The organism is Crenobacter intestini, from assembly GCF_004919095.1.
Taxonomy (GTDB): domain Bacteria; phylum Pseudomonadota; class Gammaproteobacteria; order Burkholderiales; family Chromobacteriaceae; genus Craterilacuibacter; species Craterilacuibacter intestini.
Genome location: NZ_STGJ01000001.1, coordinates 81,181 through 94,013, shown reverse-complemented (window position 1 = coordinate 94,013; position 12,833 = coordinate 81,181). Strand labels below are relative to the sequence as shown.

Below are 12,833 nucleotides of genomic sequence, written 5' to 3'. Positions count from 1 at the left end.
CCGCCTGCCTTTTCACTTTGAGGGCGGGTTGACGGCAAACAGCAGCAGCCGCGCGCGCCGGCAGGCGCGGTCTTCACATACGCCGTGCGCCCACAATTCACCATCGCCGAACATCACCCCGTCGGCGTTCTCGAACAGGGCGTCCGCGACCTGCGCGCGCACCTTGGCAATCAGCGCGGGGGAAAACACCCGGCCGTATTCGCGGCGCAAGGCGCTGCGCGCGACCAGCCTCACCTTGCCCGGCGCGACGTTGACCCTGAGCGGCCACTGGCTGAGGCGCGCCAGGCGCCGCGTGTCGTGGTGGGCGAGCGCGTCCTGCACCTCACGCGCGAAAGCGGCAATTTCCGCCCGGGTAAAACCGCTGGGCCCGACCGGTTCGGCCAGCACAGGCCCCGCCATGAAGAGCGACAGGCACAGCACCACGGCGACCCACTCCATCCTTGCGGCTAACCCGGCCATATCGGGCCTAATGTGCCGCCGGGCGCAGGAAGGCGGCCAGCGCGGCGACCGCCGCCTCGCGCGTCTCGTGACACTGCGCGCTCACGGCGAGCATCAGGTTCAGCGGCAGGCCGAAGTTCTCGACCGCCATCCCCTCCGCGTCGCGGAAGGCGTCGGCATCGGCCGTCAGCGGCACCTCACCGGCCAGCCGGCGCAGCATCGGCACCGCCGGCACATTGTAGGCGAACACCGGCTTTTTCAGCGCGGCGGCGTAGCCCAGTTCGAAGGCGGTGCCCGAGTCGGGTTCGGTGCCGCGAAACCACGCGAGGTTGGCGAGCACCGCGTCCGCCTCGGCGATGCGCGCGATATTGGCCTGGTAGATGGCGCGGGCCAGTTCGGCCGGGGCTTCGTTCGCGGAGAGTTCGCCATCCAGCGGCGAGACGCCCTCCAGGCCTAGCGCGGAGAGTTCGGCCTTGAGGTGGGAGAAATAGGCGTCGGCGTTATTGCGGAACACGTCGGGGCCGGCCAGGTAGATTTTCAGGGACATCGGGCTACTCCGCTTGCAGGTTTGATTCGGCTTCTCTCTGGCAGACAGGCGCCGGCTAGCCAAAGTTCAGGGCAGGTCTTCCAGGTGGCAGCTACCCGGCGCGAGCGCGCGCACCGACTCGACGTTGAGCCGGTAACCCCCGGCGTCGGCGCTTGCCCGCGCCAGCAGGCTTGCCTGCACGGTGCCCGCACCCGCCTGCCACGCCGCATCAAAACGCCCGGCCTCGCTGGCGGGCAGCACCAGCCGGTAGCGCGTCTTGAGAGCATTGCAGCGCACCAGCACCCATTGCGCGTCCACGCGCGCGAGCGTCCCCTGGAACAGGTCGGCCGCCATGGCCGATGGCACGGCCAGCGTACTGGCGGCGAGCAAGGCAGCGTACCGCATCCGGTCATGCATCAAGACATCCTCTCAGGATAGGGAAAAACCAAATGGAAGACAGGCGTGAGGGCGGTAAAATTGCGCCATGAAAAAACTGTCCCCCCTGTTTGCCGCGCTGGCGCTCGCCGGCTGCGCGAGCCACGCCCCCGACACCGCCGCGCCCCTGCCCGGCCCCGACTGGCAGGTGGTGCGTGGCCAGTGGCAAGGCGTGGGCGACAACGGCGTGAACGGCAACTGCCTGACGCCCGACCAAAGGCGGCCGAACAGCAGCTGCGGCGGCGACAAGATGGCGGTGCTGCGCTCGCGCGTGCCCTTGCCGGCCAACTACCGCGTCGAGACCGAGATCGTCGTGCACCAGGGCGTGCTCGCCGAACTGATGCTGTCGTGGCACGAGGCGCGCTTCACCCGCTTCGTGATGTACGGCATCGACCGGCGCGCGTACGCGGGGGTCGGCTACCTGCGCCTGCCGGACATCGACCGCGGAGAGCCCTCGCGGGTGCAGTCGGCATTCGAGCTTTACACCGGCCGCCGCTACCGGCTCGCCGTCAACGTGTGCAACCGGCAGTTGACCGCGTGGGTCGACGGCCAGCCGCTGCTGCGCCACAGCGACCCGCAGCTTGCCGGCGGCGTGCTGGGCCTGCGCGCCAACGGCAGCGTGAACTTCTACAAGCTGCGGGTGAAGCCGCTGGACGATTTCGACTGCCCGCGCGACTTTGGCGGCGGCGACTTCATGCGCGACGCCGAGGGCATGCTGCCGCCCGAGCCCGCCCCGATCTGCTTTAGCTGCTAGTCGCCCAGCCGCGCGACCGGCCACAGCCGCTCTTCGGCCCAGAACGCCCAGCCGGCGCCTGCCACGCCGGGCAAGCCGGTCCAGTCGAACGCACGGCGCACGGCAAACAGGCCGTAACCCTCGACCATAAGCGCGCAGCGCGGCAGCAGGCCAAGTTCGGAGCGATCGCGGTTGGCCAGCGTGCTGGCGCGCTGCGCGACCCAGCGCCCGTCAGGCAGGGCGATCTCGACACGGTAGGCAAGCTGCCCGTCCTGCCGGCTTTCCGACACGCGCATGGGCTGGGCGCGCTCGCCCGGCCACTGGATCTCGTAGCGGCCGGCCAGGCCCGGACAGTCCGCTGCGACGGCCACGCCATGGGCCAGCAGCAGCCCCAGGGCCAGATACCTCATGGCGAGGCCTCCCCGAAGGCGGTGCGGTACACGCAGTAACCCGCCTCACCGCCGAGCGCGACCGTCCTTCCGCTGTCGCCGACCCGCAAGGCAAGCTCGCTGTAATGGCCGTCGGCCAGCGGACACGGGGCAAGCGTGCCGCGGGCACCGTCCTGCAAGTTGACCCAGGCGACGTGCCGGTCTTCAAAGCCCTCACCGTCCGGCCACAGGTAGTAGTGCCCGGCAGGCGAAAACGCCCCCAGCATGTGCAGGCCGCCAGCCAGATCGAACTTCTTGCCGGCACGGCGCACGCGCACCTTGCCGTCTTCGCCCAGCATCTGCAGCGCGCGCCCGTCGGCGGACGCGCGCACGGCATAGACGTCGCCGAAGCCGGCACCTGCCAGCGTTTCGGCGGCAATGGCCTCGTCGCCATGGGCGAGGCGGATCCGCCACGCCTCGTCCTGCCACACCTTCCACGCGGTAAGCGCGCCTTCGCGGGCGAACAGCACCGGCCGTGCGTCGGCGACCTGCTCGCGCGCTTCGCCACCGGCCTGCCACTGCGCGACGCCGCTCACCACCGTTTCGGTGGTGTCGGCACCAAGGCCGGCGAGCGCGAGCAACTGCTTGCGGAAGGCGGAAAAACGCGCGGGGTCGTCGATCCCGGCTTCATCGAGGTACAGCGCGCGCGCGCTGTGGCGGTAGCCTGCCCCGGCCTGCCACCACCAGGCACGGTAGCTGCCGGTGGCCGCCGCGTCGCCGCTCTGAGGGCGCACAAAGTAATAACCGACCGCGGATTTAAGGTCGTGGCTGACTGCGACCGCGTCGCCCCAGTCGCCCTCTGCTGGCCCCTGCAGGCTGCGCATCAGGCCTTGGCGCGCAAAGGTGTCCGCGTCCGGGCGGCGGCTCAACCCGAAAACCCGGGCGCCGTCGGCCGACACCGCGAACGGCAGCCACAAGGGCTCGGGCAACAGGCGGTAGCCCCGGCCGGCCTGCCACAGGAACCCCTGCGGCACGTCGCCCGCCTTGGCCTGCAGCCAGCCGGCCACCGTGTTGCCGTCGGCGCTGGCGTCGATCACCCCGCTGAAGGCGGCCGCGCCGCGCGGCAGCAGCCGCTCGCGCGTGCCGTCCCGCCCGATGCGCCACGCGTCGAGCGCGCCGTTTTCACCGGCGCCGAGCAAGGCCTGCCGCCCGTCGCCGCTTAACAGGACGCGCTGCACGTAGGCAAAACCCTGGATGGAGCTGAGGCGGCCGCCCGTTTCGAACACTGGCGCGCCGCCGAGCAAGGGCTCGGCGCGGTAGCCTTCCTCGCCCAGCAGTTCGGGGCGGATCTTCAGGCGCGCAACCAGCGCGGGCGGCAACGGCGCCGCCTTGGACAGCGCGAGCCGCGTGCCGCCGTCGGCCGATTGGGCGACAAGGCGCAGGCCGGCGTGTTCGACCGGCGCGGCCAGCACCACGCACGGGGCGGCCAGCAATAAGGGGATCAGGCCACGCATCAGAAGCCCCCGAACACGCAGTAGCCGTCCGGCTGGCTGACGGCCAGCGTGCCGCCGTCGGCCGACAGGTACACCAGGCCGGCGCCAGGCCCGCCGAAGTCGCATTCGCGCGCGGCGGCCGGCCCGTCCTGCCAGCGCGACCAGCGTGAACAGCACCGCCTTCAAGGTGCGGGCACCGTGCGCACGCGCGAGTGGCCGACGCCGGCGCCCTTCTCGACGCGCACCTGCACCGGGATGCGCGCCTTCATCGCGTCCACATGGCTGATCACGCCGATCAGGCGGCCATCAAAGCCCAGCGCGTCGAGCGCGTCGAGCGCGACGTCCAGCGTCTCGGCGTCCAGCGTGCCGAAGCCCTCGTCGAGGAACAGCGTGTCGATCGGCCGCTGGTGGCTGACCAGGTCCGACAGCGCGAGCGCGAGCGCGAGGCTGACCAGGAAGCTCTCGCCACCGGACAGGGTACGGGTGTCGCGGCTGACGTCGCCCTGCCAGGTGTCGACGATCGCCATCTCCAGCTCGGTACCCGCCTTGCGCGCGAGCCGGTAGCGCGGGTGCAGCCGCGCGAGCTGGCGGTTGGCGAGCATCACCAGTTGCTCGAGCGTCAGCCCCTGCGCGAAGCGGCGGAACTTGTCGCCGCGCGCCGAGCCGATCAGCGCGTCGAGTTTCTGCCACAGCTCAAGGTCCGCGCGCAGCGCGGCCAGCCTCGCCTGCGCGCCGCCCAGCGCCTCGCGCTCGCGCGCGTCGTCGGCGAGGCGCGCGTCGGCCTCGCCGATCTGGCGTGCCACCGTCTCCAGTTCGGCGGCGGTATCGGCCTTCTGCACCTGCAAGTCATCCGCGCGCTCGCCCGGCGCCACCGCTGCCTCGCACGCGTCGAACGCAGCACGGGCGAGCGCAAGCGCTTCGCTGGCGTCCTTGAGTGCCTGCGCGCGGGCGGCGAGGCCGGCGGCGAGCTGTTGCCGCGCGGCGGCACTCAGGCGGGCGGCGGCAAACGCCGCCTCGTCGATAAATACGCTGTCTGAAAGCGCCGCGCACCACGCGTCTTCCGCCGCGCTGGCCGCGTGTTCGGCCTCTTCTTGCCGCGCGCGGGTCTCGCTTGCCGCGGCACGCGCACCCGACAACGCCGACTGCGCGGCGTCGAAGGCGCGCTCCAGCGCGTCGGCATCTATCGCTTGCTGCGCCACGTGCGGCAGGGCCTCGCCCCATTTAGCCACCCGCGCACGCCAGCGCGCGGCCGCCTGCTGCAGCGCCTCGGCCCGCGCGCCGTGCGTGGAGAGCGCGGCGGCAAGCGTTTGTAACTGCCCCGCGCGGCTCTGGAAGGCTTGCCAAGCCGCCTCGCGCGCACGAAGCCACGCGGCGCTGTCCGCGGGCGGTTCGCTGCCCAGCGCGGCGGCGAGCAACTCGCCAGTGGCGGCCAGTTGCCGGGTGGCGTCGGCGACGCGCGCCTGTTGCGCGGCGCATAGCGCGTGCTGCGCGGCGTGCTTCTCGTCGGCGAGCGCCTGCGCCGTTCGGCAGTTCGCCAGCGCGTCTTTCGCGCCGGCCAGTTGCTCGCGTAGCGCGGCCATCGCCGTCTCGGCCGCCTCGCGTGCCTTCAACTGCCGTTCGATGACCGCAAGCGCCTCGGCGGCGCTGTCGATTGCGGCGGAAAGGCTGCCTGCGGCAAGCCCGCCCGCCTCCGCCAGCCAGCGCCGGGCAAGCGCGTCGCCCTCGGCGTCTTGCATTGCAAGCTGCTTCACCGCCGCCTTGTGTTCACCCTCGGCTTGCCCCAGGTCGGCTGCGGCCTGCTGCCCGGCCGCGAGGATCGTCTTGAGCTCGGCCTCCGCCCGCTGCAGCTTCGCCTGCGCGGAGTCCGCATCCGCCAGCGGTGCGCCGTCCTGCGAGGGGTGTTCGAGTGCGCCGCATAGCGGGCAGGGCTGGCCTGCTTGCAACATGTCACGATGGGCGCTCAGCTCATCCATCCGCCGAGCAAGCTTGGCAAGCTCCTCCAGCGTGTCGACCTGCGCCTTTTGCAAGCGGTAGCGTTCACGCTGCTGCAGGTAGTCCGCCTCACAACGTTGCTGTTTGGACAGCGCGGCGGCGACGGACGCGTGCGCCACGGCGACGGCGCCGGCGTTGCGCGATTGCGCGTCGGCCAGCGCCTGCAGGGCGCCCAGCCGTGCCGCCTCCTGGTGCACGGCGCGCCAGCGCGCCTGCAACGCAGGCAAGGCGTCGCCCGACAGGGCGATTGCGTGCGCCTCTTCCAGCGCGCTCGCTTGCCCGGCGAGGGCCGCGAGCGCGGTCTCGGCGCCCGCCACCCCCTGCCGCGCCGCGTCCTGCGCCTGCGCGTGACGAGGCAGCGCCTGCCGCGCGGCCGCGAGCGTCGCCGCTTCACTGGCGAGCGCTTCTGCTTCGCGTGCTTGCCGCGCGAACAGCGCGCGCCATTCGGGCAGCGCTTCGCCAAGTTGCGCGTCATCCGCGTGCGCGTGTTGCAGGGCGGCCAGTGCCTGTTGCCTATCAAAGAGCCGCGCGCCTTCATCGGCGTGGCCAGCCAGAGCAGCCTCGGCACCGGCGGCCGCGGCGGCGAGCGCTTGGCCGGCGCGGGCGTGCGCGCCCTGTTCGGCCGCGGCTGCCTGCGCCGACGCTTGGCGCGCGGCAGCCAGCGCCGCGCGGGCGCCCTCCCTTGCCTGCCACGGCGCCGTCAGCGCCTCGGCCGCGTCGGCGTGCGCGAGGCGCGTACGGTCGGTTTCATCCTGCGAGCCCGCAGCTTCGGCGGTGGCGAGCCTGGCCGCGGCAGCACTACGCGCGGCGTCGGCCCGGCCCAGCGCGTCGACGCGCGCCAGCCGCGCCTCGATCGACGCCAGCGACTCGCGGCCTGCATGCTGGCGCAGCACAAGCGTGTCGCGGTTCTCTGTCAGCTCGGCTAGCGCGTCGTCGTCCAGCACACGGATGCCCGCCGAGGTGGCTTCCAGCTGTGCGCAGGCCTCGCGCGCGCTGCGGGTGCGCTCGAACACCCGCTCGGAGATGCGGCCGTACACCTCGCTGCCGGTCAGCTCTTCGAGCAAGGTGGCGCGCTCGTTGGCGTCGGCGTTGAGGAAGGCCGCGAAGCCGCCTTGCGCGAGCAGCACCGACTTGGTGAAGCGGCCGAAGTCGAGGCCGGTCAGCGCCTCGGTCTGCCGCAACTTGTCGTGCACCTGGTTGGCGAGGATGGTACCGTCGGCACGCGCAAGCTCGACGCGCGGTGCCTGCAGCGCGCCGTCGGCCTTGTCGCGCGCGCGGCGCTGGCTCCAGAACGCGCGGTAGCGCACCGCGCCGACCTCGAACTCGACCTCGGCCAGGCACTCGGCGGTGTGGCGGGTCATCAGCTCGTTGCTGCCCTGCGATAGCGTGTCCAGCCGCGGGGTCTTGTGATAGAGCGCGAGGCAGATCGCGTCGAGCAGCGTGCTCTTGCCGGCGCCGGTCGCGCCGGTGATCGCGAAGAGGCCGCTGCCGGCGATCGGCGGGCGGTCGAAGTCGATGCGCCACTCGCCGGCGAGCGCGTTGAGGTTCTTCAGCCTGAGCGAGCAGATCTTCATTGCGCGTCCTCCGCTGCGAGCGTGTGCACCACTTCGTCAAAACGCGACACCAGCGCCAGCCGGGTTGCCTCGTCGATTTCTTCTGCGGCGAGGCGGCGCGCGAATACCTCGGCCGGCGTGAGTTCGGACAAGGTTTCGCGCGCCGTGCGCTCGAGCGTGGCAGACGCCTGGCCGCGCGCGCGGCGCACCCTCAGCACGTCCAGCGGCAGCTCGCCGACCATGCCGGCGACGCGCCCGAGCAGGTCGTTCAGGTAGTCGTCCGACACCACCTCGACGTCGACCCACGCCCGCTCGCCCGCTTCCAGCTCGCGGGAAAGCGCGCTGAGCCTCGCCGGCAGTACCGCAAGCGAGCCGCTGACGGACAACAGGCGCTGGAAGCAAGGCACCGCCAGCGGCGTCACCCGCACGGGTTCGCCCGGCGCAAGGTCGACCAGCAGCACCTCCTTGTCCTGCGCGGCCTCGTCAAAGCTCAGCGCCAGGGGCGAGCCGCTGTAGCGGATATGCTCGGCGCCGCCGACCTTCTGCGCGCGGTGGATGTGGCCGAGCGCGATATAGTCGGCCGGCGGGAAGCTGGCGGTCGGAAACGCCGCGAGCGAGCCCACGTAGATTTCGCGCACCGACTCGCTGCTGCTGGCGCCGACCGTGGTCAGGTGGCCGCTGGCGACTACCGGCAGGCCGCCGTGCGTCTCGGCCAGCGCCCTGGCGTACGCCCACAGCCGCGCGTAGTGGTCGGCCAGCGCCCCGGCGAGCGCGCGCGCCTTGTCCTCGCCGCTTTGCCCGGCCTCGCTTTTGGCCAGTTCGCGCGCACGCAGGAAGGGCACCGCGCACAGCACGGCGCCTGGTTCGCCCGCGCGCGTGCTGAGTAGCAGCGCCTGCGCCTCGATATTCTCAGCCGCCGCCTCGATAACCGTCGCGCCCAACTGGCCGAACAGCCGCTTGTTCTCGGCGAGCACCGCGGGCGAGTCGTGGTTGCCGGCGAGCAGCACCAGCGTCACCTGATGGCGCGCGAGCGCGACGACCAGGTCGTTCAGCGCCTCGCGCGCGTAGCTCGGCGGCGAGCCGGTGTCGAAGATGTCGCCGGCGACCAGCACCGCGTCGACCCGGTGGGTGTTGACGGTATCGACCAGCCAGCCGAGGAACGCCGCGTGTTCGGCCTGGCGGTTCTTGCCCATGAAGTGCTGGCCCAGATGCCAGTCGGAGGTATGCAGGAGGCGCATGGCGATTTGCTGTAAGGGGATGGCGCCAAGTGTACCGCGCCCCCTGCCCTTGCTGCAGCGCAAGCTTGCCGCGATGACAAAAACATGACGATCATCAGGAACCGGCGCACCTGCACGCGCCGGCCATACTAAGACCACGAGGAGCGCACCATGAAGACCGTCACCGAACAGCTGTCCACCTACGCCGCCTACCACCGCGACCGGCGCAATATCGTCAGCCACTTTTTCGGCATCCCGCTGATCGTCGTCGCCGTCGCGACCCTGCTAGGCCGCACCGAACTCCTGCCCGGGCTCACCCCGGCGACGCTGGTTACCGCCCTGTGCATCGCCTACTACTTCATGCTCGAGCACACGCTGGCGCTGGCGATGGCCGTCTTCATGGGCGTCGCGCTATGGCTGGGGCATTGGCTCGCCTCGGGCAGCCAGGCCTTGTGGCTTACCAGCGGCGTCGGCCTCTTCGTGACCGGTTGGGCGATCCAGTTCGTCGGCCACTTCTGGGAGGGGCGCAAGCCCGCCTTCGTCGACGACCTGATGCAACTGGCGATCGGCCCGCTGTTCATCGTCGCCGAGTGGCTGTTCGCGCTCGGGCTGTTGCCGGCGCTGGCGGCCGAAATCGAACGGCGCGCGGGGCCGGTGCGCGGCGCGGGGACACACGCATGATCTTCGAGGACCGCGTCGACGCCGCCCTGCGCCTGGCACCCAGGCTCGCCGCGCTGGGCCTTGCCAACCCCCTGTGGCTGGCGATCCCGCGCGGCGCACTGCCGCTGGCGGTGGCGCTTGCAGCCAGGCTTGGCGGTGAAGTCGACGTCGTGCTAGTGCGCAAGCTTGGCGCGCCGGGCAACCCGGAGTTCGCGGTTGGCGCGCTGGCCGAAGACGGCCAGTGCATCGTGCTGCCGTGGGCGCGGCAGGCCGGCGCGGATGAGGCGTGGATCGCCGCCGAGCGCGCGCGCGAGGCGGTGAAGATCCGCGCGCGGCGTGCTCTGCTGACGCCGCAGCGTCAGGCTTGCCCGGCCACCGGACGCGACGTGGTGGTCATCGACGACGGCATGGCGACCGGCGCGACCATGCAACTGGCGCTGATGTGCGTGCGCGCCGAGCAACCCGCGCGGCTTGTCTGCGCGGTGCCGGTCGCCTCGCCCGACGCGCTCGCGCGGGTGCGTGCGCTCGCCGACGACGTGGTCTGCCTGTCGGCGCCGGCCGACTTCTCCGCGGTCGGCCAGCATTACCGCGATTTCGCGCAGGTCAGCGACGAAGACGCCGCGTCCTTGCTGCGCCGCGCGCGCGGCGAACACCCCTGAAGGAGAGCGCCATGAGCACCATCGTCATCCACGGCCACAACTTCGTCAAAGCGCTGCTCGACAGCCAGTCCTACGGGCCGCAACTGATCGAGTCGGTCAACGCCTACCTCGCCTACCTGACCGAGCAGGCCGAATTCGCCGGACACTCCGTCGAGGTCGACAACAGCGACGGCGGCGAGGGCGCCTGGCATGTCGAGGCCGGGCAGGACAGCGCCGAGGCCGCGCGCGCCGACGCGTTCATGCGCGAACGCGTCGAAGGCTTCTGGCGCTGGCACCAGCAAAGCGGCCGCGCCTGAGCCTTAGCCGTCGGCGAGCAGGTGGTGCTCGCGGTGTTCGGGCACGCACACGTCCCAGCCGAAGCGGTGTTCGATGCGCCGCCTGAGCGCGTCGGCCGCCTCGGCCTCGCCGTGCAGCACGAAGGTGCGGATCGGCGGCGCCTCGAAGCCTTCCAGCCACTGCACGATCTCGTCGGCGTCCGCGTGCGCGGACAGGTGTTCGAGCGAGACGACCTCGGCGTTGATCGGCACGTCCTGCCCGTGGATGCGCACGCTGGCTGCGCCGCCGACGATCAGCGCGCCGCGGGTGCCACCGGCCTGGAAGCCGGCGAACAACAGGGTGTTGCGCTTGTGCGGGCCGAACGCCTTGATATGGTGCAGCACCCGCCCGCCGGTCGCCATGCCGCTGCCGGCGATGATCACGGCGGGGTGGTCGATGCGGTTGAGCGCCTTCGACTCCTCTACCGTGCGCACCCAGTGCACGCCCTGGCACATGGCGGCGACCTCGTCCTGCCCAAGCTTCAGGTCGTCGTGGAATTCGTAGAACAGCTTGGTGACCTCGGTCGCCATCGGGCTGTTCAGGTAGATCGGCACGTTGGGCAGGCGCCTGGCCTGCTTGAGCCGCCACAGGTGCAGCAGCAGCGTCTGCGCCCGCTCGACGGCGAAGGCCGGGATCACCACCACGCCGCCGCGCCTGACCGTGCGCCGCACCACGTCCTCCAAGAGCGCCTCGGTGTCCTCGGCCGGGTGGCGCCTGTCGCCGTAGGTCGACTCGACAAACAGGTAGTCGCAGCGTGCGACGCGTTCGGGCCGGTACAGCATCGGGTCGTGCGGCCGCCCCAGGTCGCCCGAGAACAGCAGGGTCTTGTCGCCGACCTTCAATTCGGCCATCGCCGCGCCGAGGATATGCCCGGCTTGCCTGAGCGTCAGCGTGATGCCCGGCGCGATCAGCCTTGGCGTGTGCAGCGGCAGCGGCGCGAAGCGGTGGCTGACCCGCGCCGCGTCCTGTTCGGTATAGAGCGGCTTGGCCGGCTGGTGGCGCGAATAGCCGCGCCGGTTCGCGTACTCGGCCTCCTCTTCCTGCAGGCGGCCACTATCGGCGAGCAGGATGGCGGCCAGTTCCGCCGAGGCCGGCGTGGTGTGGATCTCGCCGGTGAAGCCGTCCCTCACCAGCGCCGGTAGGTAACCCGAGTGGTCGAGGTGGGCGTGGGTGAGCACCACCGTGTCGATCTCGGCAGGCGGCACCTCGAAAGGCTGCCAGTTGCGCAGTCGCAGCTGCTTGAAGCCCTGGAACAGCCCGCAGTCGACCAGCACCCGCCGTCCGTCGTATTCGACCAGCGTCTTGCTGCCGGTCACCGTTCCGGCCGCACCGAGAAAACTCACACGCATCTTGCCCTCCTTCACGTTAAGCCCGGCACCAGCACCGCCGCGCCCTGCAAGCGAGAGCAGCGCAAGTCGTCCAGCGCACGGTTGGCCTCGCCAAGCGGGTAGGCGTGCGCATGCACCTGCAAGGGCAGCGTGCCTGCCGCGGCCAGAAAATCCAGCGCGTCCTGCCGGGTCAGGTTCGCCACCGATTCGATACGCCGCTCGCCCCACAACAAGGCGTAGGGGAACGACGGGATGTCGCTCATGTGGATGCCGGCGCACACCACCGCCCCGCCCCGGCGCACGCTCGAAAGCGCCAACGGCACCAGTTCGCCCGCCGGCGCGAAGATCAGCACCGCGTCCAGCGGCACCGGCGGCGCTGCACTCCCCGCCCACACCGCGCCGAGCGAGCGCGCGAATGCTTGCGCGGCGCGGTCGCCCGGCCGGGTCAGCGCGTACACCTCGCGGCCCTGCTGGGCGCATACCTGGCAGAGCAGGTGCGCGGCCGCGCCGAAGCCGAACAGGCCGATCTTGTGTGCGCGCCCGGCCTTGTTGAGCGCGCGCTGGCCGATCAGCCCGGCGCACATCAGGGGCGCGCTGTGCACGTCGTCGAGCGCCCCCGTCAAGGCAAAGGCGTAGCGTGCGTCGGCGAGCATATAGGCGGCGTAACCGCCGGGCAGCGTATAGCCGTGAAAGCGCGCCGCGACGCACAGGTTCTCCCGCCCCGCCCTGCAATCGGCGCAGGCGCCGCAGCTATACCCCAGCCAGGGCACGCCGATGCGCGCACCGACCGCGAGCCCCGTCACCTCCGCCCCCAGCTCGGCGACCGTACCCACCACCTCGTGCCCCGGCGTGACCGGGTAGACGATGTCCGGCAATTCACCGTCAATTACATGCAGGTCGGTGCGGCAGACACCGCAAGCGGCGACCTTCACCAGCACCTCTCCGGGCCCGGGCGAGGGCACCGGCAAGTGCACGCGCTTAAGCGGCTGCCCCGGCCCTTCCGACACCATCGCCATCATCTGCGCTTGCATGCGCGTCCTCCCTCAGCCTATGCCGCTGGCGGCGAAGCCTTGTTGCGCCATGTCAAATGTATGGCCGCGCCGGCGCTTTACGATA

Annotated in this window: 13 protein-coding genes; 4 read left to right on the top strand and 9 right to left on the bottom strand. The window is 71.3% G+C overall.

Annotated features, from left to right (window positions below):
* Window positions 1-12: 12 nt before the first annotated feature.
* The 3 genes from E5K04_RS00435 to E5K04_RS00425 all read right to left on the bottom strand — a co-directional run bounded on the left by E5K04_RS00435 (window position 13) and on the right by E5K04_RS00425 (window position 1,381).
* Entirely contained in the window at window positions 13-438 is a 426-nt protein-coding gene (locus E5K04_RS00435) for a hypothetical protein (RefSeq protein WP_136550927.1), read from the bottom strand.
* A gap of 28 nt (window positions 439-466) precedes the next feature.
* Window positions 467-985: a nucleoside 2-deoxyribosyltransferase gene (locus tag E5K04_RS00430; protein ID WP_136550926.1), complete on the bottom strand. Its 519-nt coding sequence runs from the start codon at window positions 983-985 to the stop codon at window positions 467-469.
* A gap of 66 nt (window positions 986-1,051) precedes the next feature.
* Window positions 1,052-1,381 (bottom strand): hypothetical protein, encoded by a 330-nt coding sequence (locus E5K04_RS00425; protein WP_136550925.1) that lies wholly within the window; start codon window positions 1,379-1,381, stop codon window positions 1,052-1,054.
* 67 nt (window positions 1,382-1,448) lie between these two features.
* On the opposite strand from E5K04_RS00425, the gene E5K04_RS00420 reads away from it, so the two are divergent.
* Window positions 1,449-2,153, top strand: a complete 705-nt coding sequence (locus tag E5K04_RS00420) for a hypothetical protein (protein WP_136550924.1) — start codon at window positions 1,449-1,451, stop codon at window positions 2,151-2,153.
* On the opposite strand, the gene E5K04_RS00415 is transcribed toward E5K04_RS00420, so the two are convergent.
* From E5K04_RS00415 to sbcD, 4 genes are all read right to left on the bottom strand, one after another.
* Window positions 2,150-2,542 carry a hypothetical protein gene (locus E5K04_RS00415; RefSeq protein WP_136550923.1) on the bottom strand — a complete coding sequence of 131 codons (393 nt, stop codon included), beginning with the start codon at window positions 2,540-2,542 and terminating at the stop codon, window positions 2,150-2,152. The two genes, E5K04_RS00420 and E5K04_RS00415, sit on opposite strands and share 4 nt — an antisense overlap.
* The gene (locus E5K04_RS00410; protein WP_136550922.1) at window positions 2,539-4,014 is read right to left on the bottom strand and encodes a hypothetical protein; all 1,476 of its coding nucleotides are present in this window, start codon (window positions 4,012-4,014) and stop codon (window positions 2,539-2,541) included. The genes E5K04_RS00415 and E5K04_RS00410 overlap by 4 nt, the downstream gene beginning before the upstream one ends.
* A 161-nt stretch (window positions 4,015-4,175) precedes the next feature.
* Window positions 4,176-7,559 carry an AAA family ATPase gene (locus E5K04_RS00405; RefSeq protein WP_136550921.1) on the bottom strand — a complete coding sequence of 1,128 codons (3,384 nt, stop codon included), beginning with the start codon at window positions 7,557-7,559 and terminating at the stop codon, window positions 4,176-4,178.
* Window positions 7,556-8,776: an exonuclease subunit SbcD gene (gene sbcD / locus E5K04_RS00400; RefSeq protein WP_136550920.1), complete on the bottom strand. Its 1,221-nt coding sequence runs from the start codon at window positions 8,774-8,776 to the stop codon at window positions 7,556-7,558. The genes E5K04_RS00405 and sbcD overlap by 4 nt, the downstream gene beginning before the upstream one ends.
* Before the next feature lie 150 nt (window positions 8,777-8,926).
* Here sbcD and E5K04_RS00395 point away from each other — a divergent pair, with 150 nt between their 5' ends.
* Genes E5K04_RS00395 through E5K04_RS00385 form a run of 3 tightly spaced genes read left to right on the top strand, consistent with a single transcriptional unit; the run spans window position 8,927 to window position 10,370 of the window.
* The gene (locus E5K04_RS00395) at window positions 8,927-9,436 is read left to right on the top strand and encodes an Mpo1 family 2-hydroxy fatty acid dioxygenase (protein ID WP_136550919.1); all 510 of its coding nucleotides are present in this window, start codon (window positions 8,927-8,929) and stop codon (window positions 9,434-9,436) included.
* Window positions 9,433-10,074: a phosphoribosyltransferase gene (locus E5K04_RS00390; protein WP_136550918.1), complete on the top strand. Its 642-nt coding sequence runs from the start codon at window positions 9,433-9,435 to the stop codon at window positions 10,072-10,074. The genes E5K04_RS00395 and E5K04_RS00390 overlap by 4 nt, the downstream gene beginning before the upstream one ends.
* 11 nt (window positions 10,075-10,085) lie before the next feature.
* Entirely contained in the window at window positions 10,086-10,370 is a 285-nt protein-coding gene (locus E5K04_RS00385) for a hypothetical protein (RefSeq protein WP_136550917.1), read from the top strand.
* Window positions 10,371-10,373: 3 nt separating this feature from the next.
* Here E5K04_RS00385 and E5K04_RS00380 read toward each other — a convergent pair whose 3' ends face one another.
* Both E5K04_RS00380 and E5K04_RS00375 read right to left on the bottom strand, forming a co-directional pair.
* Window positions 10,374-11,738: an MBL fold metallo-hydrolase RNA specificity domain-containing protein gene (locus E5K04_RS00380; RefSeq protein WP_136550916.1), complete on the bottom strand. Its 1,365-nt coding sequence runs from the start codon at window positions 11,736-11,738 to the stop codon at window positions 10,374-10,376.
* Window positions 11,739-11,749: 11 nt separating this feature from the next.
* Complete coding sequence (locus E5K04_RS00375; protein WP_205700249.1) at window positions 11,750-12,748, bottom strand: zinc-dependent alcohol dehydrogenase family protein; 999 nt, start codon at window positions 12,746-12,748, stop codon at window positions 11,750-11,752.
* Window positions 12,749-12,833: the final 85 nt, after the last annotated feature.